The sequence below is a fragment of the Natronolimnohabitans innermongolicus JCM 12255 genome (genome assembly GCF_000337215.1).
Lineage (GTDB): Archaea > Halobacteriota > Halobacteria > Halobacteriales > Natrialbaceae > Natronolimnohabitans > Natronolimnohabitans innermongolicus.
Window position 1 is genome coordinate 19,598 of the sequence record NZ_AOHZ01000003.1, and the last position, 21,562, is coordinate 41,159.

Annotated in this window: 22 protein-coding genes and 3 pseudogenes; 5 read left to right on the forward strand and 20 right to left on the reverse strand. The window is 64.6% G+C overall.

Annotated elements, in window-relative coordinates; genetic code table 11:
• Window positions 1–22: 22 nt before the first annotated feature.
• Both C493_RS00725 and C493_RS00730 read right to left on the reverse strand, forming a co-directional pair.
• Entirely contained in the window at window positions 23–1,039 is a 1,017-nt protein-coding gene (locus tag C493_RS00725; RefSeq protein WP_007257464.1) for a rhodanese-like domain-containing protein, read from the reverse strand.
• A 93-nt stretch (window positions 1,040–1,132) separates the two neighbouring features.
• A pseudogene (locus C493_RS00730) lies at window positions 1,133–1,806 on the reverse strand (hypothetical protein).
• A 148-nt stretch (window positions 1,807–1,954) separates the two neighbouring features.
• Between C493_RS00730 and C493_RS00735 the strand changes: the two are divergent.
• Window positions 1,955–2,254, forward strand: coding sequence for an Htur_1727 family rSAM-partnered candidate RiPP (locus C493_RS00735; RefSeq protein ID WP_007257466.1), 300 nt, complete (start codon window positions 1,955–1,957; stop codon window positions 2,252–2,254).
• Window positions 2,251–3,468, forward strand: coding sequence for a TIGR04347 family pseudo-SAM/SPASM protein (locus C493_RS00740; RefSeq protein WP_007257467.1), 1,218 nt, complete (start codon window positions 2,251–2,253; stop codon window positions 3,466–3,468). Before C493_RS00735 ends, C493_RS00740 begins: the two co-directional genes overlap by 4 nt.
• A gap of 21 nt (window positions 3,469–3,489) precedes the next feature.
• On the opposite strand, the gene C493_RS23305 is transcribed toward C493_RS00740, so the two are convergent.
• Together C493_RS23305 and C493_RS00745 are read right to left on the reverse strand one after the other, a co-directional pair.
• A complete protein-coding gene (locus C493_RS23305; RefSeq protein WP_007257468.1) occupies window positions 3,490–3,627 on the reverse strand; it encodes a hypothetical protein in 138 nt (45 codons plus the stop codon).
• Window positions 3,628–3,728: 101 nt separating this feature from the next.
• Complete coding sequence (locus C493_RS00745) at window positions 3,729–4,136, reverse strand: MoaD/ThiS family protein (protein ID WP_007257469.1); 408 nt, start codon at window positions 4,134–4,136, stop codon at window positions 3,729–3,731.
• 341 nt (window positions 4,137–4,477) lie between these two features.
• Between C493_RS00745 and C493_RS00750 the strand changes: the two genes are divergently transcribed.
• Window positions 4,478–4,768 carry a HalOD1 output domain-containing protein gene (locus tag C493_RS00750; RefSeq protein WP_007257470.1) on the forward strand — a complete coding sequence of 97 codons (291 nt, stop codon included), beginning with the start codon at window positions 4,478–4,480 and terminating at the stop codon, window positions 4,766–4,768.
• A 63-nt stretch (window positions 4,769–4,831) separates the two neighbouring features.
• On the opposite strand, the gene C493_RS00755 is transcribed toward C493_RS00750, so the two are convergent.
• The 4 genes from C493_RS00755 to C493_RS00770 all read right to left on the reverse strand — a co-directional run bounded on the left by C493_RS00755 (window position 4,832) and on the right by C493_RS00770 (window position 8,996).
• Window positions 4,832–5,269 (reverse strand): acyl-CoA thioesterase, encoded by a 438-nt coding sequence (locus C493_RS00755; protein ID WP_007257471.1) that lies wholly within the window; start codon window positions 5,267–5,269, stop codon window positions 4,832–4,834.
• 103 nt (window positions 5,270–5,372) lie between these two features.
• The gene (locus C493_RS00760; RefSeq protein WP_007257472.1) at window positions 5,373–6,131 is read right to left on the reverse strand and encodes a ribonuclease H-like domain-containing protein; all 759 of its coding nucleotides are present in this window, start codon (window positions 6,129–6,131) and stop codon (window positions 5,373–5,375) included.
• Window positions 6,132–6,213: 82 nt separating this feature from the next.
• Window positions 6,214–8,109 (reverse strand): hypothetical protein, encoded by a 1,896-nt coding sequence (locus C493_RS00765; protein WP_007257473.1) that lies wholly within the window; start codon window positions 8,107–8,109, stop codon window positions 6,214–6,216.
• A gap of 215 nt (window positions 8,110–8,324) precedes the next feature.
• Complete coding sequence (locus tag C493_RS00770) at window positions 8,325–8,996, reverse strand: DUF7504 family protein (RefSeq protein ID WP_007257474.1); 672 nt, start codon at window positions 8,994–8,996, stop codon at window positions 8,325–8,327.
• Window positions 8,997–9,208: 212 nt separating this feature from the next.
• On the opposite strand from C493_RS00770, the gene C493_RS00775 reads away from it, so the two are divergent.
• On the forward strand, window positions 9,209–10,090 hold the full coding sequence (locus C493_RS00775) for a DUF7547 family protein (protein ID WP_007257475.1): 882 nt from the start codon (window positions 9,209–9,211) through the stop codon (window positions 10,088–10,090).
• A gap of 38 nt (window positions 10,091–10,128) precedes the next feature.
• On the opposite strand, the gene C493_RS00780 is transcribed toward C493_RS00775, so the two are convergent.
• From C493_RS00780 to hflX, 4 genes are all read right to left on the reverse strand, one after another.
• Complete coding sequence (locus C493_RS00780; RefSeq protein WP_007257476.1) at window positions 10,129–10,488, reverse strand: PhlB family protein; 360 nt, start codon at window positions 10,486–10,488, stop codon at window positions 10,129–10,131.
• Window positions 10,485–11,645, reverse strand: coding sequence for a thiolase family protein (locus C493_RS00785; RefSeq protein ID WP_007257477.1), 1,161 nt, complete (start codon window positions 11,643–11,645; stop codon window positions 10,485–10,487). Before C493_RS00785 ends, C493_RS00780 begins: the two co-directional genes overlap by 4 nt.
• Window positions 11,646–11,770: 125 nt before the next feature.
• On the reverse strand, window positions 11,771–11,956 hold the full coding sequence (locus C493_RS00790) for a hypothetical protein (RefSeq protein ID WP_007257478.1): 186 nt from the start codon (window positions 11,954–11,956) through the stop codon (window positions 11,771–11,773).
• A 68-nt stretch (window positions 11,957–12,024) separates the two neighbouring features.
• Window positions 12,025–13,326: a GTPase HflX gene (gene hflX / locus C493_RS00795; protein ID WP_007257479.1), complete on the reverse strand. Its 1,302-nt coding sequence runs from the start codon at window positions 13,324–13,326 to the stop codon at window positions 12,025–12,027.
• A 423-nt stretch (window positions 13,327–13,749) separates the two neighbouring features.
• On the opposite strand from hflX, the gene C493_RS00800 reads away from it, so the two are divergent.
• Window positions 13,750–14,061, forward strand: a complete 312-nt coding sequence (locus C493_RS00800) for an FUN14 domain-containing protein (protein WP_007257480.1) — start codon at window positions 13,750–13,752, stop codon at window positions 14,059–14,061.
• A gap of 58 nt (window positions 14,062–14,119) precedes the next feature.
• Here C493_RS00800 and C493_RS00805 read toward each other — a convergent pair whose 3' ends face one another.
• The 8 genes and pseudogenes from C493_RS00805 to C493_RS00840 all read right to left on the reverse strand — a co-directional run bounded on the left by C493_RS00805 (window position 14,120) and on the right by C493_RS00840 (window position 21,557).
• Complete coding sequence (locus tag C493_RS00805; protein WP_007257481.1) at window positions 14,120–14,845, reverse strand: ribosome assembly factor SBDS; 726 nt, start codon at window positions 14,843–14,845, stop codon at window positions 14,120–14,122.
• 117 nt (window positions 14,846–14,962) lie between these two features.
• Window positions 14,963–15,721, reverse strand: coding sequence for an archaeal proteasome endopeptidase complex subunit alpha (gene psmA / locus C493_RS00810; protein WP_007257482.1), 759 nt, complete (start codon window positions 15,719–15,721; stop codon window positions 14,963–14,965).
• Window positions 15,722–15,725: 4 nt separating this feature from the next.
• Window positions 15,726–15,881: pseudogene (locus C493_RS23700) on the reverse strand (Rpp14/Pop5 family protein); the annotation flags it as partial.
• Window positions 15,882–16,050: 169 nt separating this feature from the next.
• Window positions 16,051–16,404, reverse strand: a pseudogene (locus C493_RS00815) (Rpp14/Pop5 family protein); the annotation flags it as partial.
• Window positions 16,401–17,120, reverse strand: coding sequence for a class I SAM-dependent methyltransferase (locus C493_RS00820; RefSeq protein ID WP_007257484.1), 720 nt, complete (start codon window positions 17,118–17,120; stop codon window positions 16,401–16,403). The pseudogene C493_RS00815 and the gene C493_RS00820, both read right to left, overlap by 4 nt.
• Window positions 17,104–17,808, reverse strand: coding sequence for an RNase P subunit p30 family protein (locus C493_RS00825; RefSeq protein ID WP_007257485.1), 705 nt, complete (start codon window positions 17,806–17,808; stop codon window positions 17,104–17,106). Before C493_RS00825 ends, C493_RS00820 begins: the two co-directional genes overlap by 17 nt.
• 374 nt (window positions 17,809–18,182) lie before the next feature.
• Entirely contained in the window at window positions 18,183–19,001 is an 819-nt protein-coding gene (tbsP, locus tag C493_RS00835; RefSeq protein WP_007257487.1) for a transcriptional regulator TbsP, read from the reverse strand.
• Between the two features lie 465 nt (window positions 19,002–19,466).
• Window positions 19,467–21,557 carry a hypothetical protein gene (locus C493_RS00840; protein ID WP_007257488.1) on the reverse strand — a complete coding sequence of 697 codons (2,091 nt, stop codon included), beginning with the start codon at window positions 21,555–21,557 and terminating at the stop codon, window positions 19,467–19,469.
• Window positions 21,558–21,562: the final 5 nt, after the last annotated feature.

Genomic DNA, 21,562 nt, shown 5'->3' on the forward strand with positions numbered 1-21,562 from the left:
TCGAAAGTGCCCGCTCGTCGGCTCAGTTGCCCGCTGTTCCGTCGATCGGGTAGTCCCGGTCGATCCACTCCTGAACGCCTTCTTTTAGGGCGTACACCTCCGTATAGCCGTCTTCGATCAGTGATGCCGCCCGCTGGCCGGCCAGCACGTACGGACACGGACAGTAGGTGACGATCCGAGTGTCGGTCGCGACGTCCGCGAGCGGATCGTCGGTCGACCGACCGTCCGGTGCTGGACTCGAGACGGCGCCGTCGATGTGGAGTTGGTCGTAGGCCGTCCGTGACCGCGCGTCCACGATTATCAGATCGTTATCGTTTTCGTACCAATCGGCGACGTCGGTCGTCGGGGCGAGTGGAACGTCGATCTCGCCGACGGTGTAGGTCTCGTACTCGCCCTCGCCTTCGGACGAACCCGACTCGTCGCGGTCTTCGTCATCCCACTCGTCGGTCTCGAGACCCGGATCGTCCGTGAGCACGAGTTCGATCCGCCCGTCTTCGGGTGCGACCTCGACGTATCGATCGAGATACTCGCAGGTGTCGTCGTCGACGGGTTCGCGCTCGAGTTCGGTTCCGACGACGGCGTAGGCCGATCCGTCGGCCGTGTAGAAGACGATCGAACCGGGATAGCCGCTGGCGTCGAAAACGACCTGTCCGTACTCGTCGTCGTACTCGACGGCCCAGATTACGTGCGTTCGGCCGACCGTCGGCGCCGCGTCGCTCGTTTCGGCGGCCTCGAGCGGTTCGCGGTCGTCGAACTTCGCGTGACTGCAGGCGTGGATGTGATCCACGGACGCCTCCGCGAGTAACTCGACTCCGTTCGCCGCCGTCGGATCCGACTCGGACTCCGTTCCGTCGTCGTCGGTCTCTTCCCTCTCAGTCTCGCCTTCGTCGCCGGTTGGTGTCGAATCGTCGTCGGTCTCGGCGGCTTCGTCGGTGCCGTCGCCCTCGGTATCCGAACCCGAGCCGGTACAGCCGGCCAGCGCAGCGATCGATACCGTCCCGATACCGGCCTCGAGTATGGCTCGTCGTGAACGCTCCATAGTCGACACTCAAACTACTTGTTTAAATTTGTTATCTTATTCTCTCCTGTTAATATTGCGTCCTCGAACAGTCTGCGCCACCGCCGGTTGCAGTCAGTTACCTGACGCGGCCGCTTCGTTCCGATCCCACGGCAGCAGCCCGTCGTATCCGTCAGGAACGAACGGACAGAGTGGATCGCTCTCGAGGGGATCGCCGGTCGTCGCGAACGCGCGAGAACGGCTGCCGCCACAGACCCGCCGGTAGGGACAGGCGCCGCACTTGCTCCGAAGTCGGCCGCGGTCGCGTAGCGATTCGAACAGCGCCGACTCCCGGTAGCTCTCGTATACGGGTCTGCCACGGACGTTGCCGGCCGACTTCGGCAGGAATCCGGGGGGAACACGTCGCCGGTGTGGCTGACGAACGCGAAGCCATCGCCGGCGACGATTCCCGAGCGACGGCGGACGCCGTCGGCCGGCCTCGAGTCGCCGGGGTCGCCGCGGCCGTTGCGTTCGTCCCGTCGCTGTATCGAAACGCACCGGTACTGGGGTGCTTCGGTCGTTTTGACGCCGAACGGCGCGGCGTCGCTGCTGTCGTCGAGCCAGGCCATCACCGCGTCGGCTTCGGCGGGATCGAGCAGCCGCGTCCCCTCGGCCGTCGAGAGTTCGTCGGGGTGGCGATCCGGCTTCGCGTCGGCGCGGCAGTGATCGCAGGCGAGCCCGCAGGCCCGTGTGAGCTCCCAGATCAGGACGAACGGTCGCGAGGACGTATCGAGAGTTCCGGGGCGCATTGGCTGCCCCCGCTCGAGACCGGACGAAAAGCCGCCTCTCGTTCCGGATTCGCTGGAACGGCACGAACGGATTCGGCCGCGCTGGCGGGTGTTCCCACGCGCTGGGAGTTTCAGTCACGGCTTTCGACGCCGATTCGAACGTTTCGGTATGGACGAGACGGGAACGGAAGCACGCGAGCGTATCGACGCCGTCGGCCGCGGCAATCCAACCTCGCAGTGGGAAGTGTTCTACCGCGACGAACCCGGCGAGACGCTGTCTCACGTCGGCAGCGTCGCGGCCGAAAGCGCGACCGAAGCTCACGAACACGCCTCGAGCCTGTTCGGCCGCGACGGCGTCGACGTCTGGCTCTGTCCCGCCGCCGACGTCGCCCGATTCTCGACGCGGGGTCTCGAGCCGTCCCGCTCCGAACACCGATCGGACGGAACGCCGCGGGTGAGCGACGCGTGATTTCGATCAGCAAACTCCTCTGTGATCTCGACGCCGAGGGCGACGGGCTCCGATACGATGCGGCCGACGGCTCCACGAAGCCACAGATCACCGCGACGAAACAGCGCCGGCCGGTCGTCGTCTGGAACGCGACCCGGCGCTGTAACCTCCACTGTTCGCACTGCTACGCCGGCGCCGACCTCGAGGCCGCGCCCGGCGAGTTTTCGACGGCCGAAGCGAAGACCTTCCTCGAGCAGTTAGCGGCGTACGACGTTCCGGTCGTGCTCTTCTCGGGCGGCGAACCGCTCGTGCGCGACGATCTGGTCGAACTCGTCGATTACGCGGCCGATCTGGGGCTGCGACCGGTGTTGTCCTCGAACGGAACCCTCGTGACCCGGGAGAACGCCAACGCGCTGCGGGATGCGGGACTGCAGTACGCCGGCATCTCGGTCGACGGCCTCCCCGAGCGGAACGATCGGTTCCGCGGAACGGACGGCGCGTTCGAGGCCGCCGTCCGCGGCATCGAGAACTGTCTCGAGGTCGGGCTCAAGACCGGCCTGCGGTACACGATCACCGAAGCCAACGCGCCCGACCTCGAGGGCGTCGTCAACCTGCTCGCCGAGAAGGGGCTCGACCGATTCTGCTTCTACCACCTCGACTACGGCGGCCGCGGCGCCGAAATCGCCGACGCCGACCTCTCGCCGAGCGAGAAGCGCGACGCCGTCAGGCGAGTCGCGGATCTCACGCTCGAGTACCACGACCGCGGCGAGGAGATCGAGACGCTACTGGTTGGCAACTACGCCGACGCGGCCTTCCTCGTCGAGTACGCCCGCGAGGAGTTCGGCGAAGCGAAGGCGCGGGCGGTCTACGACTACCTCGAGCGAAACGGCGGCGATCCCACGGGTGAGCGGATCGCGGACGTCGACTACGCCGGCAACGTCCACCTCACGCAGTTCTGGCAGGGGTACAGCCTCGGCAACGTCCGAGACCGGCCGTTCGGCGAAATCTGGGACGACGAGTCGAATCCGTTGCTCGCCGCGCTCCGAAACCGCGAGGAGCACCTCTCCGGACGGTGTGGGGACTGTCGCTACCGGTCGATCTGTCGCGGCGGCTCGCGCCTGCGCGCGCTCGCGGCGACCGGCGACCCGTTCGCGCCCGACCCGCAGTGTTACCTGCGCGAGGACGAGGTGGGTCGCGACGGCGCGAGTCCCGTCGCCGGCGGAACCGCAGAGTAGGTCCGAGCGGTTGCGATTCGGCTATTCGCGGTCGACGCGGACGCGCGTCACGTGACCGCCGCACCCGCACCGATCGACGTACTCGAGGTTCGCCGACCACGAGACCTCGTGGCTGCGGCGGGTAACCGGTTCGATCGGCGGGTCCGAACTATCGCTCATACGTGCTCGTCGGTCTCGAACAGCTGTAAGCGCTGAGACGAATCCGTTCGGCCAGCGGCGCCGACGCTGGTCGGAATCGCGTCCGATCTTCCCTCCCCCACTCAACAGCAGAACAAGAAAGGATAGACGAGCGCGATTCGATCGCCCTCCTCAAGTTCCGTCTCGAACCCCTCGTAGTGCTCGTTGAACCGGCCGTTGATCAGGACGCGAGCGTAGGGTCGAGTCTGTTCGCCCTCCGGATTCTTTCGCCAGGTGCCCGGCAACTCGTCGGGCGCCGGCGCCCAGCCGCGGTGGGTCGCCTCGGCTTCCGTTTCGGCGATCACCAGCTCTTCGACGTCGTAATCGGCGAAGAAGGCCTCGAGGAACTCGCGCAACCGCGTCCCCGCGAACGGATACTCGAGTTCGTGGACGCCGATGGCGTCTCGAACGTGGCCCGTACAGCGAACGGTAACGGTCGTTCGGTCGGACCGATCCTGCGTGGCTTCTCGGTGTGTCGCTTCGAGCGGCATACCGGCACGTACGCGTTCGAGAGTCGCCCGTTCGTCGCCGAATATATTCGGCTCAGTTGCGGGCTGTCGATGCGTGCTCCGCTTCCCACGTAACACTAGTACCCGGCAATATTGACCGAAGACGGCCGGACGAGAGCCAATTACCGCTCACAATGGGTGCCTGTAAACTCGAGAGGGGTCACTGAAATGATCAACTCGTGGTGAATATAGTTGTATTTTATCTATTATAGACACAAATATATGCAGTAACGAACAGAGTTGTTGTCTGACGCCCAACTCTGTCCTACAAGACGTCATTGGGGACAGCAGATTTATGAGTGACGCCTGTAAGGGTGCGAGCAATGCTACTCTCAGTCGACCGTTCGAGTGCCACTACGACCGACTCGCTTAGTTTCGAAGTCATCGCCGCCGTCGCGGAGAAAGAGGGCGTGGACCCGGTCGAAATCGAACCGCCGGAGTACGACGCGCTGTACGACGTCATCAATCCCGAAGCGCTCGACGCCCTCTTCGCCGACCGCGACGACGGAACGAGTCGCGCCACCGGTCGCGTCGAGTTCGCGTTCTCCGGCTATCGAATCGTCGTCACCAGCGACGGCGAGGTCGAGGCCCACGAGCGAGACGGGAGCCGGTAGTTCGATCGTCGGTACCGGCCGGAAGCCGTCGACGGTCAGCGATCGGCGATCAACACTCAGCGATCAGCGACGAGCCGAACCGATACGCCGACGCCAGTCGTCCGGAATCGGCCGCGACTGCTCGGTCTCCCGGTCCAGAAGGACCTGTACGGTTTGGGCCGTCGCCGCCCGCTCCCCGTCCGCACGGACCTCGTATCGCATGGGGATGCTCGAGGTCCCGAGTTCCGGAACGCCGATCGCGACGGTGACCGACTCGTCGGCCTCGATCGCTCGCGCGTACTCGATCTCGAGGCTCGCGAGGACGGTGCCGATGTCGGGCAGCGAGACGCCGACGACCTCCTCGAAGTACGCTTCGCGGGCCTCCTCGAGGTACGTCGCGTAGACGGCGTTGTTGACGTGGCCCATAAAGTCGATATCGCGGAGTCGGACGTCGATCGAGACCTCGTAGTCGTACGCCGCGTCGTCACCGCTCTCGTCGTCGCGTTCGGTTCCGGTGGTCATCGTCCCCGTCAACGAAGCCGATGGCCGTATAACCGCGTGATCGATGCGATCCGTTTCGCCGCGGCGAGCGGAAAACACATCGGCGACCTCGTCCTCGCCGGACTCACTGCTCGGTACGGGCCGCCTCGAAGACGCGCTCGTGGAGTCGCTCGGCGACGATCTCCATCAGCGGCTCCATGTTGCGCGTGTCCGCGCGGTTGTACTCGACGAGCGTCTCGAGGGCGCTCTCGTCGCCGGACTCGTACTGGTGCCAGAGGCGAACGGCGTCGCGGCCGCTGATGTCGGGCATGTCACGGTCGATGCCGAGGTCGCGTTCGATCGCCTTCAGGCCGCCGTCGAGGTCAAGTTGCTTGCAGGGGTACATGAGATCGACGTGTGGCGTCGTCACGTCGATATCGTAGCAGGTTTCGAGGAAGGGGACGTCGAAGCGCTGTCCGTTGAACGTGACCAGCAGCGACGAGTCGTCGAGTTCGCGCTCGAGTCGTCGCGCGGTCAGATCGCGGTCTTTGACGAACGTCTTCGTCTCGCCATCGCGGTGAACGCTGACGGTCGTCACGTCGTTGCAGGTCGCGTCGAGGCCGGTCGTCTCGATATCTAGAAAGCAGGTCTCGTCGCTGACGTTCTCGTAGCACCGCCAGCGACTCGAAGCGGGCAACGCGTCGGCGAAGACGGAGACGTCGCCGCGCTCGAGGTGTGACCATCCCTCGTCGATGAACGATTCGATGCGAGCCGCCACCGTGGCGCCGACGGCGTCGGCGCTGCGGTCGAAGTCGTCCCAGTGGGTGATCCCCTCCTGCCAGAGCCGGCGTTCGGTCGTCTCACCGACGCCGCGGACGGGAATGAAACTGTTCTCGATTCTCACACTGTCTGAGGGGGGCCGGGGAAACTAAAAGCGATTGGATCGATTCGACGGCCGTCGAAACGTGGCGGCCGTCGATCAGCGATCAGTTGTCTTCGGAGCTGTTGTCCGAGAGGTAAAGCGTTCGGTCGATGATGCTGACGGCCGCTTCGTTCCAGCGCGTGACGGCGTTACCGTCCGAGTCGTGAATCTCGATCACGATCCGGTGCTGACCGATCGAGACGTCCGCGTCGGGCGTCTCCTCCTGATCGGCGAAGCTTCGCATCTGATACTGGAGCAGCCGCTTCGTCGAGCCGCTGATGTCGACGGTGTCCTCGAACTCGAAGGTCAGGACGGTGTCTTCGGTGCCGGTCTCGCCTTCGAGCGCGTCGTCAGTATCGGCGTCCGATCCGTCTTCGCGACCGTACACGTCGGCCGAAACGTCGAACGTGTGACTCGAGAGCTCCGGCGCGGGCGCGTCTTCGTTGATCGTCTCGACGGCTTCCGCGACCGAAATCTCCTCGTCGTCCGACTCCGCGTCGAACTCGAACGGAGTAACGGCGCCACCGAGTGACGGTTCGGCTTCGGGTTCGAAGTCAGGTTCGCGACCCGACTCGTCGTCAGTGTCGACGCTACTCCCGTCGTCAGGGACGATATCCTCCCCGCTCGGTTCGACGTCCTCGTCGCCGGTCTCGGCGTCCGGGACGAGCGCGGTGTCCGGTTCGATGTCTTCGTGTTCCTCGACGTCCTGGTCTTCGATATCTTCGAGCGGTTCGCCGTGGTCTTCCGCGTCGTCTTCCGCTGTCGTTGCCGCCACCTCCGCCGTCTCCGGTGACTCCGTTTTCGTCTCGTCGCCGTCCGGCGACGGGTCGGCATCTGTGTCCGTCGCAACAGCCGTTCCGTCTTCGTCGAACGCGAACGCCTCGGGCCCCGTCTCGGCGTCGGCGCCCGACTGCTCCGACTCGAGGTCCGTCGCGGTAGCGGACGCTGACTGTTCGGCATCCGCCGTCGGTTCGGCATCTGCCGGCGTTTCCACAGAACTAGCGATCGCTCCCGATTCGGTGCTGATGTCGCCGGATCCGGCTGGTCCCGCGGCGATGACGTCCGCGTCGTCGACCGACACAGAGCCGTCCGGGAGTTCGCCGGCGATGGCGGGTTCCGACTCCCGAAGCGCTTCGTGATCGAGATCGACCGCGTACCACGCCGTTCGGTCGGGCGAGGTTACGAACCGACCGCGGTTGCGCTCCGCCGCCGGGTGTGCCGACTCCGCGATCGCGTCCGCGTCTGCGTCTGCGCCGGGTTCGCTAGCCGACGCAGCCGGTTCGGTACCGGCCTCGGCGTCACTCGAGGATCCGTCGTCGCGTTCCGACTCGCTCCCATCGCGGTCGTCGGGTGACTCGCCGTCATCGTTCGTCGCGTCGTGACCGGCGACGTCGGACGCCGCCGCAGCGGCAGCAGCGTCGACGGCCTGTTCGGCGCTCTCGTCCGTCTCCGAACCCTCGACGCCAGCGGTCGCTGGGTCACGTCGAGGGTCGGACTGGGGTTCGGGTTCAGGACCAAATTCGGACTCGCGCGGCCCAACCGCGTTCGCGGCCGGTTGCCGTTCGCCGTCGTCAGCGCCACGCTGTCGTGGCTGCTGCACTGCCTGTTGCTGGTTCGGGGACTGTGTCTGGTGTTGTGGTCCACTCGCGTCGCGTTGAGACGGACCGGCCTGTGGCGGCTGTTGTGTCTGGCCGGCCGTTGGGCCGGAACTGATCGTGCCGCTACTCAGGTGCAACTGTGTTCCGCCACCGCCGCCGCCCGGGGCGTTCGAAATTCCGTCGAGCGTGTGATTAATATCCGTTAGGTCACCGTCGACACTATCCTCTAACTTGTCGATCTTGTCCCCGACGCTGCGCAATGCGAGGGCGACGTCCCACATCACGACGACGCCGAAGAACAGGAGCGCGAGGAAAACCGTAACCGCAGCGCCACCGAGAAGCTGAACATCCACTTCAACCATATATTGTACTCTGTAAACCGATAGGTCGTTCGATATATAGACCTTATGCCGTAACACCAATAATACTGGAGCGCAATCGTCCGAGGACGGCGATATTCCGCCTTTTCAGAAATCGAAAAACCGGTCGAACGTCCAATACTATCTACTTGCTTACTATCTGTTCTGCGACGAGAGCCACGTCGACCGATTCACGCGGACAGTCGGCTCCGCGGTGATCACACCGGTAGCCACTCGGTGGTCGTCTCCCGTTCCTGAAGGTGCCAGCGCTGGTCGTACGCCCCATCTCGAGTCCGTACCTCGACGATCCCGTCGAACAGCGGCTCGAGGAGGGAAACGGCGTCGTGGTCTCGAGTCACTGGCACGTGATAGTGGCCCATTCCCCGAACGTGACTGACCCGTGCAGTCACCATATGAAGCAGTCGAAACACCGGCTCGGCCGCGTGCCTCTCGAGAAGGGAGACGAGCGAGTCGAAACAGACCCGAAGTTGGGCTGGCTCGAGGCCGTCAGCGTCGGCATCGAACGCGGTGATAGCCTCGGCGATATCGGTGCCGAGCGCCTCGAGTGGCGCGTGGTCACCCGACCGCTCGCCCGTCGCCCCAGCGCCGGCGGTCGCGTAATCGATGGTCCGTGTCGTCGGTGTTTCGTGGGTCGAACAGGACACCGACGATTCGTGGCAGGATTGTACCGTTCGCGTTCTGCTGTCGGTCACCAGCAGTCGGTATCGAGACGCCACATTCTCACCGAGTAATCGGTGGCAGAGCGCACCGTGTCCCTCGGCCGTTTCCGGCCCGACGAGCAAGACGTTGCTTCCGCGTCGCTTGAGCGCCGCGAGCGTCCGCGCGAAGTCAGCCTGCGCGACGGTCCCACCCTCAGATTTATCTGCCATTCTTTCTATCGAACCTCAGGATAGATAATAAATATTGCGGCCGCGTTCTTCCTATCGAGATTACCCGTGGATAATCCACGGTCCTCGATGCGTTTCAGACGGTTCCGGAACGCGACCCCGGTGAAGTCGCAACTCGGTCGCCGTCTCCGGCCAATCTGTCCGATAGCCGTATCAATCACCCAACTTTTCATCCTTGCGGCCGTACGCTCGCTATGGCCGACCACGACGACGACCTCGAGGAGGCAGTCCGCGAACTCACGCGGACGATCGACGAACTCCGGTCGGAGCTCGTCTCCACCGACCGTCGAACCGGGATCCGACCGCCGACGCCGCGACCGCGACCACCGACGCCACGAGAGCTCCTGCGGGTCGCCGACGAAATCGCGATCCCGACTGCGATCGCCGCGTTGAACGCGAGCGTCCGCGCCCTCGAAGGATTCCAGCGGGCGTTGCGTCTGGCACGAACCGAACGAGAGGTCCGCGAGCGGACGTCCGATGCTACGAGTACGACGAGCGAGCGTGCGAACGATCTTCGACGGACGACGCTCTCTCGACTCGATACCGTACTGGCGGAACTCCAGCAGGCAGCCTCGGACGGATCCCTGCCCGCCGACGACCGCGCGCGGGAACTGCTTTCTGACGCCCGCGAACTCCGCGACGAGGTCGACGACCGGCTGCGAACGGCCACGGACGTCGACGGCGACCGTGGATCGGGCGAACCCCCCTCTGAGACTACGACTGCGGGCTCGACCTCGAGCGACGCAATCACAATCGATATCGAAGACGGCCCCATCGAGACGGCGGACGACGACGCGACCGATGACGGTGCGACCGACGACGAGTCTCCGTCCCACGTCGACGTCGACGCCGAACTCGAGACGCTGAAAGATCAGTACGGGGAGGACGAGTCGGCGACGGGCGTCGAGGAATCCGACGCGACCGATACCGCCGGAGACGACGGCGGGGACTCGAATGACTCGAGCGAACGGAACGGATCGAACGATGCCGGTCGAAACGACGCTCGGTCCGCTACTGACGATACTGACGATACTGACGGTACCGACGGTGACAACGAACCCGGCGCGTCGCCGTAGCCGCGGTCGCTCACGGGAGTTCGCGCCAGAACGCTGGTTCAGACCGGCTCGAACCGATACCCATCCCAGTCTTGACTCTCCGGTTCTCGAATGCCTGCACCGGGTTCGCGCAGTTCGTCGACGTAGACGGGTTCGACCTCGTCGCCGGTTTCGATCTCGTCGGTCGTCGCTTGGCCGATCGCACGGACCGACTCTCCCTCGACGTCGAACTCGACGATGGCGAGCGTGTTGGGTTCGCGGACGCCGGGCGGCGTCGCGGTCGAGGTCGTCCACGTGATTACTTCCGCGGTGTACTCGCTGAGATCGATCGTTTCGACCGGCTCCCCGCCGCCGGGGCCGCGCGGGTGTCCGGGGTAGCTGATCGAGCCGTCCTCGTACCGATAGGCTTCCATGGTCATTGTGCTGCCTCCATGATCGTGGTGATAACGCAGTTTCCGAAGCCGCCGACGTTACAGGCCAGACCGACGTTCGCGTCGACCTGTCGCGGGCCGGCCTCGCCCATCAACTGTTCGTAGATCTCGACGGCCTGTGCGACGCCGCTCGCGCCAAGCGGGTGGCCCTTCGACTTGAGTCCGCCGGAGGTGTTGACCGGCAACTCGCCGGTGTCGCGCTCCGTGTAGCCCTCCTCGACTAACTTCCAGGCCTCGCCCTGCTCGGCGAAGCCGAGTCCCTCCATCTGGAGGAACTCGAGGATGGTGAACATGTCGTGGAGTTCGGCGACGTCGATGTCTTCGGGCTCGAGGCCGCTCATCTCGTATGCACCCTTGCCGCTCTCGACGACGCCGCCCATGACGGTCGGATCCTCGCGCTCGTGGACGACGTGGGTGTCGGTCGCGCCGTCGATACCCGAAATGACGACGTAGTCGTCGGTGTACTCCTGGGCGACGTCTTCGGAACAGAGCAGCAGGGCCGCCGAGCCATCCGTGATCGGACAGAAGTCGTACAGCCGCAGCGGATCGGCGATGATCGGCGACTCGAGGGCGGTCTCCTCGTCGATCTCCTTCTGGAACTGCGCCTTCGGGTTGTCGAGACCGTTCTTGTGGTTCTTGACGGCCACCTTCGCCAGACTCTCTCGGGGCGCATCGAACCGTTCCAGGTAGTGGCGCGCCGTCAGCCCCGCAAAGGAGGGCAGCGTCACGCCCGTCTTGTATTCGACGGGGTGGGTCAGCGACGCGATGACGTCGGTCGCCTCGCCGGTCGATCGGTGGGTCATCTTCTCGCCGCCGACGAGCAGCGTCACGTCGCTCGCCCCGCTGGCGACCGACTGCCAGGCGGCGAAGATCCCCGCGCCACCGCTCGAACTGGTCTGGTCGACCCGCTGAGTGTACGCCGGCATCGCCTGCAGGTCGTGTGCCAGGGCGTTCGGGACCCCGGTCTGTCCTTCGAACTCGCCGCTTGCCATGTTCGAGACGTACAGATGCTCGACATCCGCAGCTTCGACACCGGCGTCCTCGAGACACTCCTCGCCGGCTTCCGCGAGGAGGTCCATGACCCACTCGCCCTCCCGCTGGCCGAACTGGGTCATCGAGGCGCCGATGATCGCAACACGTTCCATATCCTACTGGACTTCGGTGATGAATTTATAATGTGGGGGTTGCGTCCGTCTCGCACAGCGTCACCGTGGACTGCGAGATCGATCGCCGCGCTCGACCTCGCGAGTCGCGGGCAGTTCGTCCGGCCTCACGCCGGCATCCCCCTCATCGCGGCGTACTCCCACACGGCTGCAATCAGTGCGAACACCGGCAGCGCGTAGAGCGTCGCGATCACGACGAAGTCCGCTATCGGCGGGAGGAACCCATCCATCGATGCGACGATCGCCGCCAGAAAGTACGCGATCATCCCGAGAAACAACTCCTGTGCGTCCATGCACCGTACGGAGTGTTGGCGAGGGCAACTGTACCGGTTTCTATCACGATTGGACAGTAACTCGTGACTCAGGCCGACTCCGCCGCCGCCGTCCGCAACTCGCTTGCCCGCGAGCGCGCCTGAGAGATCACCGCGGGACGGGCCTCGAAGGAGACGACGACGTCCTCGTCGCCGTAATCGACGTCCTCGACGTGGGCGTTGTCGTGAAGCCACGATACGACGCTCATCGTGTCGTCGGTCATCGGCAAAAGGAGCCGTTCTTCCTCCCAGTCGGGGAGTTCGCGGTCGATGCGCTCGAGTAACTCCTCGACGTTCGTCCCCTCGCGTCCGCTGACAGCGACGGGATTCGGGGCGAGCGCCGACAGCGCCTCGCGTTTCTCCGCGAGCTCCTCGTCGTCGACCGTGTCGATCTTGTTCAACACCGTGACGATCGGCGCCTCGTTGCGCTCGTAGAGCGTGTCGTGGCTGGTGACGAGCTTCTCGTGGATCTCGTCGATCGGCTCGCTGACGTCAACGACGAGCAAGACGAGGTCGGCCCGGTAGACGGAGTCGAGCGTCGACTTGAACGACTCGACGAGCCAGTGGGGGAGGTCGCTGATGAACCCGACGGTGTCGGTCACGAGCACGTCGCGGGGCTCGATGGCGGCTCGTCGGGTCGTCGTCCCCAAGGTCGTAAACAGTTTGTCTTGCGACTCGGCCGTCGCGTCGAGGTCGGGGTGCAGGTCCTCGTTCTCCTCGACGGTGAGGTCGTCGGCTAACTGACGCAGCAGCGTCGACTTGCCGGCGTTCGTATAGCCCGCGAGCGCGACCAGATCGAAGCCGGAGTCGCGCCGGCGCTCCCGGCGGTGTTCCTCGGTCTGCTCGATCTGCTCGAGTTCGTCTCTGATCCGGCTGATCTGGTTTTTGATGTCCTGTTCGCGGCTCTCGTCGTACTCGCCGAGCCCCATGAAGCCGGGGTGTTCGTCGCGTTTGGCGAGGCTGGTCTTGGCCTCCGCTCGTGGCAGTTCGTAACGGAGTTCCGCCAGTTCGACCTGCAGCTGTGCCTTCCGCGTCTGGGCGCGCTGCCCGAAGATTTCGAGGATGAGCGTAAAGCGATCGATGACTTCGACGCCCTCGGGAAGCAGCTGGCCGAGGTTGTACGTCTGATAGGGACCGAGTCGGTTGTCGAAAATGACGGTCGTAGCGCCGGTCGCGGCGACCTCGTCGGCGAGTTCCTCGGCTTTCCCCTCGCCGAGCTGGAGGGCGGCGTCGGCCGTTCTGGACTGTGTAACTTCGCCGACGACGGTGTACCCCGCCGCTGCGGCGAGGTCGCGGATCTCACTCGTGTCGGGCGTTCCTGAATCGACGCGCTTTGCGATGATCGCTTTCATGCGGATGTGACGTGGTGTTCGTGCTCTGGGTCGTGATCGTGACCGCGAGTTCGGATCGGGCTTGCTCGTTCGTGACGACTCGAGTCGAGGGGCTCTCGCCGGCGAGTCGACGGTCGAACGCGTCGCTTGCGACGACGCTGCGTTCGATGCGGCGGTTGCCCGACCGAATCAGGAGTAGCGATGCCGGTCGGTCACCTCCGTCGTCGCCTGACGAACGCCACTCATACGCGGACGTACGGGCCGGACCGCCTTGAATCCCGTGCACGTCGTCGTCTGGCGATTGGTGACTCGAAACGCCGTTTCAGCCGGTTTTCGAGGGGCTGATCGCCGGCGTTTTCTCTGACAGTCAAACACATATATCGATATTAGCGAATCTCACGTTACCATAACAGTCATTTCGACGCACCCGAAAGCGAAGTCGTGATGTTCGACGTCGATCCGACGACCCTCGGCTTCGAGTTCGGCGCCAGCGCGATCCTCGGTGGCATTCTCGGATTTGCGACGAAACAGGTCGCGAAACTCCTCGCGCTCGTTATCGGCGCGCAGTTGATGGCCTTTCGCTACCTCGAGTCCCAGGAGATTATCATCGTCGACTGGAATCGCCTCTCTGCGGGATTACTCGATACGCAGGAACGGGCCGCGGAGGGCGTCCACTGGCTCGAGTCGGCGCTCTCGGTCGCGACGGTCGGCGCCGGGTTCACCAGCGGTTTTCTGATCGGGTATCACAGGGGCTAACGATAGGAGAAACGTAGACGACCGACTCGTGGCCAGGTGAAACCGCCACCGATCACCGTCACCGCGTGCTCAGGTCGTCCTTATCTTTGATGATCTCCGTCTCGGCTTCGCCGCTCGAGTGTTCGTTGACCACGTCGTAGAAGTCGTTTTGCATCCCTGCGGGGAACGTCAGGACGCCGATCCAGGAGCCGTCGGCCTGCCACTCCTCGCGTTCTAAGTCGCCGAACTGGCGGACCTGTGCCTGTGCGCTGCCGGCGTACTCGGCGGGAATCTGGACCGCGATGGTAACCTCCTCGAAGCGGATCGGAATCACCGGCCGCAGGTCGTCGAGGGCATCGTCGACCTGCTGTTCGACGGGCTCCATCGGATCGACCGTGAAGCCGGCCTGCTCCAGGGCGTTGTCGATGCGGTCGGGCGGATGGGGGGCGTTGTCCATCTGCGGATTGACCGCGTTGCGCGCGATGGTGTCGATCAGTTGCTTTCGCTTCTGTTCTTGCATCTCCCGGCGCTGCTCGGCCGTGATCTGGATCTCCCCTTTCTTGATGACCTCGGGAATGATCTCGAGCGGATCGGTCGTCTCGAAGACCGTCTCGAGGTCGTCCTCGGCGGGACGGTCGCCCCGCGAGGCGTTCTCGAAGACGTCCTCGGCGGCGATGACCTCCTCCAGGTCACCGTCGAACTCGCCGCGTTTGATCGCCAGCGCCGCGTCAGGATCCACGAGTACCTCGAAGCGCGCTCCGTGGGACTCGAGTTGCGCCGTCACCGCCTCGTCGAGTGATATCATACGGTGACCTTCCCCCGGCCGAGTAAAAGAGCTTTTCCTGACGGCAGTCGATAACGTCCGGTCGTCGCCGCGGTAACCGGGTGGTCACGACCGCCGTCGACGTCTCGATTACTGTCGTTATTCGTCGGACTCGTCGTCCTCGCCGGTGTCGAGGAGGTCGTTCTCCTCGAGGTGGGACTCGATCTTGTCGTGGTCGAACTGCTCGAAGTCCTCGGTCTCGACGTCGACCGTCGCGAGGCCGACTTCGCTGGGCAGCAGCGAGCCGTCGTTGACCGACGCGAGCGCGTCGAGTGCGAGCGCGATGCCGCCGTCGAGGTCGGCCTCTTCGTCGTAGTTCTCTTCTAAGTAGTCCTGGAGGTCGCCGCGGTCGGCGCCGACGGCCAGGGCCTTCCACTCGTAGGGCGTCCCCGAGGGATCGGTCTCGAAGAGGCGCGGTTCGCCGTTTTCGATGCCGCCGACGATCAGCGCGACGCCGAACGGTCGGGCGCCGCCGACCTGCGTGTACTGCTGGATGTGGTCGGTGACTTCCTTGGTCAGCGTCTCGACGCCGATCGGCTCGCCGTAGCGGAGCTGGTTGACCTGCGTCTGTCGGCGCGCGAAGTCGATCAGCTGGCGGGCGTCGGCGACGTGGCCGGCGCTTGCGATGCCGATGTGGTTGTCTGCTTTGTGGATCTTCTCGACGCTCGAGTCCTCGAGTAGCGGGGAGGGGACTCGTTTGTCGACGGCGAGAACGACGCCGTCTGCGGTTCGGACGCCGATGCTCGCCGTGCCGCGCTTGACGGCCTCGCGAGCGTACTCGACCTGGTAGAGTCGGCCGTCCGGTGAGAAGATCGTGATGCCGCGGTCGTACGCCTGCTGTTGGGCTTGTCCCTGCATAGTATCACGCTAAATCGTAATCGTAATCGAGGTCTGTCGCGTCCGCAAACGCCTCATCGAGTCGCGCATCTGCACTGCAACCTCGCAAGACGGCGACTCGCTCTTCGTTCCCGAACACGACGTTTCTCTCTCCCGAATCTTGCCCGCGGCGTCCTAAATAGTTTTCTTACCGCGATGGTCGTCTCCGGTACACGAAGACTCAAGGAACGCAAGCCGGTGTTCGCAAAAACCGCCGTTTCTGCGGCCACTATCGCGCCAGTGTCGGTCGCACGCGGGACGATTCGATCCGCGGTTTCGGAGATGAATCAGCGGTTCGCAGCGCCGAATTATCGTCGAAGGTGGTTCTCCTCTGCCGCCCGGATCGTGCCGCTGATACCGCGGACGAAAAGCCCCAGCGAATGTCCGTCGATCTCGTCGAGACAGGCCAGCGCCGCACGCGCCGGTTCGGACTCGCCGCGGCGTGCCCGGACGATCGCGTGTCCCCGACCGCTGTCGGCGTCGAAGCCGAACCTGACGACGGTCAGATCGGCCCGGGCGCTACCCGGGTCGCCGAGCAGGTTCTGCGCGGCGTACCAGCACTCGCGCTGGAACGCCCGGCGGTCGATCGCGGCTCCGGGGCGACTCTCGAGTTCGACGGCGAGGTACCGCCAGCGCGGCTGGAGGTGCTTCGGGAGGTGTTTCATGCCCCGGACGCGGCGTCGCCGTCGACGGACTCGCTCCCGTCGCTATCGTCTTCGTTGCCGCCGTCTCCGCTGCTATCGTTCTCGAGGGGAACGCCGTCCGTCTCGGCGGTGGTCGGCGTCCGCTCGGCGACCAGTACGCCGACCTGGTCGTGGACGCGTTCGACCGCGGTCAGCGAGAAACCCGCGTCGGTGAACGCGTCGGCGAGGACGCCGACGGTCGCCGGATCGTCGACCTCGGGCGAGTAGAACGGTTCGTCGGGATCCGGCTCGCCGAAGAACATCACGTCCCCGAGGACGAACCGGCGGGGCTCGAGCCCGGCGATCACGTCGATCGCCTCCCGTTTCTCCGCGTCCGAGAGGTGGTGCAAGGCGAAGTTCGAGGTGACGACGTCGACCTCGTCGTCGTAGTCGGGCTCGCGAAAGCTCCCCGCGCCGAACTCGAGGTTCTCGAGGCCCTCCTCGTCGGCTTTCGCTCGAGCCTCGTTCATCATGCCCTCGCTGATGTCGCGGCCGACGACCCGCTCGGCGTCGGGGGCGAGCGCGAGCGCGATGGCGCCCGTTCCGGTGCCGAGGTCGAGGACGACGTCGTCGCTCTCGGGAGCGGCGTGTTCGACCACGAGGTTCGCACAGGCGCGGTACTCGTCGGATTTCGACTCGTCGTACTCGCCGGCTTTCTCGTCGAAGCGGGCGGCGTGGTCCTCACGGCTCTTCTTCATACCTGCCACGTTCGACCCCGGGCTCAATGAACGACTCGGACTGAATCCGACGGTTGCGCTCCGCCAGGCGGCCCCACTCGACCAGGCCGTCTTCGACGAACTCCCGCGAGAGACCGAGTTGCTCGCCCACGGCTTTCAGTTCCCGGGGCGCGCGCACCTCGAGGTGAGAGGTCGGCTCCGCGCTCACGACGTAGGGCGCGTCGTAGTGGTCGACGATCTCCCAGAGCTTGCGCAGCGACTGGATCGCTCGAACCCGACGACCGCCGCTCAGTCGGAGCACGCCGGAGAGGTCGAACTCGAGGCGAACGCCGTTGTCGGCGGCGGCCTTGACGATGACGTGGTTGACGTCGCCGCCGTCGGCCATCGGATGGGCCAGCACGTCGACCTTGTCCGTCTCGACGGCGAAGCGGTTCAACGCCGGCGTTCCGCCATGGATCGCCAGAATCGTCTCGGTGGTTCGGTAGTTCCCCACGGAGCCACTCGCCGTCTGCTGATCCTCGGCGTGGACCTCGAGGCCGGCCACGACGTCGATGCCGTACTCCGCGCTCAGGGCGTCGGCGTCGTAGTCGGCCCTCGAGTCGTGGTGGTTGCGAACGACCACGCCATCGAAGCCGTAGTCGGCCGCCCGCTCGACGAACTCGGCGACCGAACTCTTCCCGTCTGGCTGGGCGCGGACGGCCTCGTACATATCCGACTCCTCTCACGGCGACGACTTGGGGTTTGCGTCATGTCCCGGTGCTACCCCGCGGTCGAAGCAGAAACCGAACGGTCGAGTGAACGAAATCGAACGGCCGGGAGCGCGCCTCGAGCAACTGCGAGAGGCGCGCGACCCAACGGAAGACGCTACGCGTCTTCCGAGCATCGCGAACCCTTCGGGTTCGCTCAACGGGGAACGGCAGGCGGTCACACCGTATCCGACCGCGAGCGAACGGTGTGAGCGAGCGGGCCGACGACTGATGTGAGCGAGGATTGAAAGGACGAGCGAATGGAAGGAGGAGTGCTTTTCATCGAAGTTTTCCCGAGGGTGCGCCTACGGCGCACCCGCAGCGGAAAAGTTCGGTTCTAGTTGAGTATGCTCTGTGCGACCGTCGCCAGCTGGCCGTTGTCGGCCTCGCGGAGTCGGTCGTCGCCGATCTTGAGACGCAGGCGCGGGCGGCCGACGTCGATCGGGACTTTCTCGGTGTCGATCAGGCCCATATCCTCGAGTTTGGTCTTCGTCCGGCTGAACGTCGCTTTCGAGGCGATGCCGACGTCCTCGCCCCACTTGCTGATGTCGTAGAGCAACGCCTCGTTTTTGGCCGCGACGAGCAGCGAAATCGTCACTTCGTCGAGCCCGTCGCCGTCGCCGCGGGCGGTCTCGAGCGAGTTGAGGATCGATGTGAAGTCCTCCTCGGCGTCGGGGCTGATCTCCTCGGAGAGGGTGTCGCGGACAGCCGTGATCGGCGGTGTCCGGAGGTTGAACTGCGAGGCGTCCTCCCAGCGGGCCGCGTAGGTGTCGTAGGTGTCCTCGACGAAGCTCTCCTCGTCGGTGACGAGCCCGCCGACGCGGTCGCCGGCGTGGACGACGGCGATGACGCGGTCGTCGGTGATCAACAGCGAGTTCTCGGGTGCTTCCTCGAGCGTTCGCAGTGCGAGTACGTCCTCACTGATCAGATCGGCGGCGTTGGAGGCGACGATGAAGTCGTCCATGACGTCTTTGAGCGTCCGTTCGTCCGCGAGCATGTGTACCGACGGCCGGTCGCCGTCGAACGCGGTTGCTACGGAGACGAACTCCTCGATGGCGTCCGCCGATGGGTTGACCATGTAGACGTCCCCGGTTGCATCCTCGAGTACGGAGTCGAGGATATCGTCAATCTGATGGTTGAGTAAATTCGAGGCCATGTCTATACAGAAGTAAACGAACGGATACTACTTAATTTTGGTGGCCGTTTTCACACCAGAACATCGTCTCTGGCGGTGCTGCGGGTAATTTTTTGTTCGTGATCTAATCAGTTCCCGGCAGGTTCGTCGTTGGCAGAAGTAGGTGTCAGAGAAATATCTTACAGCCGGCGACTGAACTACCGCGTAAGTTACGCCGGTAATTTATCCGTGATATGACAATAGATATTTACCATGGATCTGTTATTGTAGTATCGTATGGGTGATAGACACACGCGACGATGGTGGACGCTGTCCGCGGTCCTCGATAGCGTCCGACCGACCGACCCGGCGGATCGACCAGCGATACGAGCGAAGCGTGTCAGTACGTACGGCGGTCCGTAGCATTCGTCTGGACCACTGGCGGTCGTTGCCGGGACAACCGCAGCGCAGTTGCGGTTCGCCGGAAACTCGTCACAGCGACCCGCCTCACCCGTCGAACTGGGACGCGAGCGTGGTCGACCAGTAGACGTCCCCGTCGTAGATCACTGACGCCTCCGTTTCTTCGAGCACCGTGACCAGTTCCGACTCCGTGACCGTGAAGTTCGACTGTGAGCCACAGAGGTAGGCGACGTCGTTGGCCTCGACGTGCGGGAAGTAGTACGAGCCGGTGACTCGCGTCGAGTAACAGTCGAAGGTAGCCAGATACTCGGCACCGGTGGGTTCGTCCTCGAGTTCCTCTAGCGTGATGGTGATCGGTACGCGGTGTTCGCCCTGTGTGAGCGAGTGCGTGCCGTCGCCGACGACGGCGTAGTCTTTCCCCATCATGATCCGCCGTCGCGCGAGGTCGAGCGCGCGCTCGATGCTGAAGCCGTGGACGAGGAGTTTGGCGAACGTCGAGCCGACCTTGACCGCGTGATCGTTGAGCACCTTCGAAAACGTCACCGCGCCCGCGACGCTGCCGTTCTCGATCAGACCCATGCCTTCGTAGTAGGAGCCACAGGCGTTCAGAAAGAACGTCTGTGCGTTACAGCGCTCGAGCGTCGAGGTCGAGAGATTGCCGTCGGGACAGCGCAATCCGTCGGTTTCGCAGTGGCCGATGTAGTGGACGAAATCGTACTCGCGCTCGAAGACCCGGGCGAGTTCGGCCGTTGTGAGCGATTCCTCGACGGTGACGTCCATCGACAGCTCCTCGGAGCGCTGTCGATAGATCGTCGCGACGTCGTCGTGTTCGCCGGCCATGTCGGGATCGTTCAACACGACGCAGATTGACGTGGCGTCACGCGAGCGCTCGAGGAAGTCGAGCCGATTGCGGTAGGCTTCGCGGGTCGTCTTGAAGACGTCGATCGGAACGCCGTCTGCGAGCCAGCCGTGGACGCGTCCGTTTCGAAGCTCGGGTTTGACGATGTCGACCGAGGCGACTCGCCCCGCGTTCGAGCGACTGCCGCCGCGATAGAAGTCTTCGAGAGAGCGTTCGACGAGTTCCTTTCCCTCGAGTTCCGACGTGCGGGGCATGTAGAGCAGGCTCATGCGATCGAGCAGGAACGGAAGGGCGTCGACGCTGCCGTAGTCGGGGCTGACGTACGTCGCGAGGTGCCAGTCGGGAAGCCGGTGTTCGATCGCGGCGTCCGAAATCTCGAGGTAGGTCGCGAGCCGTCGCTGGGGACTCGCCTCGTAGAGGTCCTCGGCGTCGAGGTCGAGCACCTCGAGCAGGCGTCGTTCGGCCAGTTCCGTGCTGTAGGGGCCGGCGTTGCGGACGAGACAGTCGAAGAAAAAGACCTTCCGAAGCAGCCGCTCGACGTCGCGTTCGAGGTCCGGCATCGCCGATAGCCGTCGTTCGATCCCGTGTTCGGGGAGGCGAAGCGTCACGTAGTCCGGGCCGGAGGCGGTCGACTTACGCGTCGTCACCGTCGCCTGCAGGTAGTAGGCCAGCGGCGCGGTCACGAACAGCGACTCGTAGTCGGCCGGAACGATCAGTTCGATGCCGGCGGGCGCGTGTTCCGTTCGGATCTCGTCGGGGATCGAGAGTTCGTCGCCGGACTCGAGTAGCGCGGGGTGGCCCCGAAGCGTCGGATAGGTTCGGTCGGGACCGTCGGTCTTGTGGGACGCCGAGAGGTGGGTGATCGCGGTCGCGATCGACTCGGGGTCGTCGGGGACGGTGATCGTCCCCGTGGGTAACTCGTGGTGGCTGCGAAAGCCGAGGATAACGCGCACGCGGTTTGGAAACGTGACGACGGTCTCCTCGTAGCCGTCGGTCTTCTCGATCGTCGCCCGACCGGAAAACCGGAGATAGGTCTTGATCTCCGCGTCGACGTCGACGACGTACTCGCCGGGGGACAGCGACAGCGGCGAGCCGTCGGGGTCGAGTTCGTGTTGCTCGCCGGCGCCCAGCGAGAACGCGTAGGCGACCGCGTGTGGGAATCGAAGTTCGTCGGTCGTCACGGCAACCGTCTCGTCGACCGGCCGGGGGATGTCTGGTCCTGCTCCGTCGACGGCGAGGGTTCCGCCACGAACCGACAGTTCGGTGCTGTCGGCGTCGGTGACGCGGAGCGTGCCGTCCTCGACCGCCCACTCTATCATTCGGT

Bases quoted from the DNA above. Each gene is read 5' to 3' on its own strand.
- C493_RS00725 (WP_007257464.1), bottom strand. From the start codon at position 1,039: ATGGAGCGTTCACGACGAGCCATACTCGAGGCCGGTATCGGGACGGTA.
- C493_RS00735 (WP_007257466.1), top strand. From the start codon at position 1,955: ATGGACGAGACGGGAACGGAAGCACGCGAGCGTATCGACGCCGTCGGC.
- C493_RS23305 (WP_007257468.1), bottom strand. From the start codon at position 3,627: ATGAGCGATAGTTCGGACCCGCCGATCGAACCGGTTACCCGCCGCAGC.
- C493_RS00745 (WP_007257469.1), bottom strand. From the start codon at position 4,136: ATGCCGCTCGAAGCGACACACCGAGAAGCCACGCAGGATCGGTCCGAC.
- C493_RS00750 (WP_007257470.1), top strand. From the start codon at position 4,478: ATGCTACTCTCAGTCGACCGTTCGAGTGCCACTACGACCGACTCGCTT.
- C493_RS00755 (WP_007257471.1), bottom strand. From the start codon at position 5,269: ATGACCACCGGAACCGAACGCGACGACGAGAGCGGTGACGACGCGGCG.
- C493_RS00765 (WP_007257473.1), bottom strand. From the start codon at position 8,109: ATGGTTGAAGTGGATGTTCAGCTTCTCGGTGGCGCTGCGGTTACGGTT.
- C493_RS00770 (WP_007257474.1), bottom strand. From the start codon at position 8,996: ATGGCAGATAAATCTGAGGGTGGGACCGTCGCGCAGGCTGACTTCGCG.
- C493_RS00775 (WP_007257475.1), top strand. From the start codon at position 9,209: ATGGCCGACCACGACGACGACCTCGAGGAGGCAGTCCGCGAACTCACG.
- C493_RS00780 (WP_007257476.1), bottom strand. From the start codon at position 10,488: ATGACCATGGAAGCCTATCGGTACGAGGACGGCTCGATCAGCTACCCC.
- C493_RS00785 (WP_007257477.1), bottom strand. From the start codon at position 11,645: ATGGAACGTGTTGCGATCATCGGCGCCTCGATGACCCAGTTCGGCCAG.
- C493_RS00790 (WP_007257478.1), bottom strand. From the start codon at position 11,956: ATGGACGCACAGGAGTTGTTTCTCGGGATGATCGCGTACTTTCTGGCG.
- hflX (WP_007257479.1), bottom strand. From the start codon at position 13,326: ATGAAAGCGATCATCGCAAAGCGCGTCGATTCAGGAACGCCCGACACG.
- C493_RS00800 (WP_007257480.1), top strand. From the start codon at position 13,750: ATGTTCGACGTCGATCCGACGACCCTCGGCTTCGAGTTCGGCGCCAGC.
- C493_RS00805 (WP_007257481.1), bottom strand. From the start codon at position 14,845: ATGATATCACTCGACGAGGCGGTGACGGCGCAACTCGAGTCCCACGGA.
- psmA (WP_007257482.1), bottom strand. From the start codon at position 15,721: ATGCAGGGACAAGCCCAACAGCAGGCGTACGACCGCGGCATCACGATC.
- C493_RS00820 (WP_007257484.1), bottom strand. From the start codon at position 17,120: ATGAAGAAGAGCCGTGAGGACCACGCCGCCCGCTTCGACGAGAAAGCC.
- C493_RS00825 (WP_007257485.1), bottom strand. From the start codon at position 17,808: ATGTACGAGGCCGTCCGCGCCCAGCCAGACGGGAAGAGTTCGGTCGCC.
- tbsP (WP_007257487.1), bottom strand. From the start codon at position 19,001: ATGGCCTCGAATTTACTCAACCATCAGATTGACGATATCCTCGACTCC.
- C493_RS00840 (WP_007257488.1), bottom strand. From the start codon at position 21,557: ATGATAGAGTGGGCGGTCGAGGACGGCACGCTCCGCGTCACCGACGCC.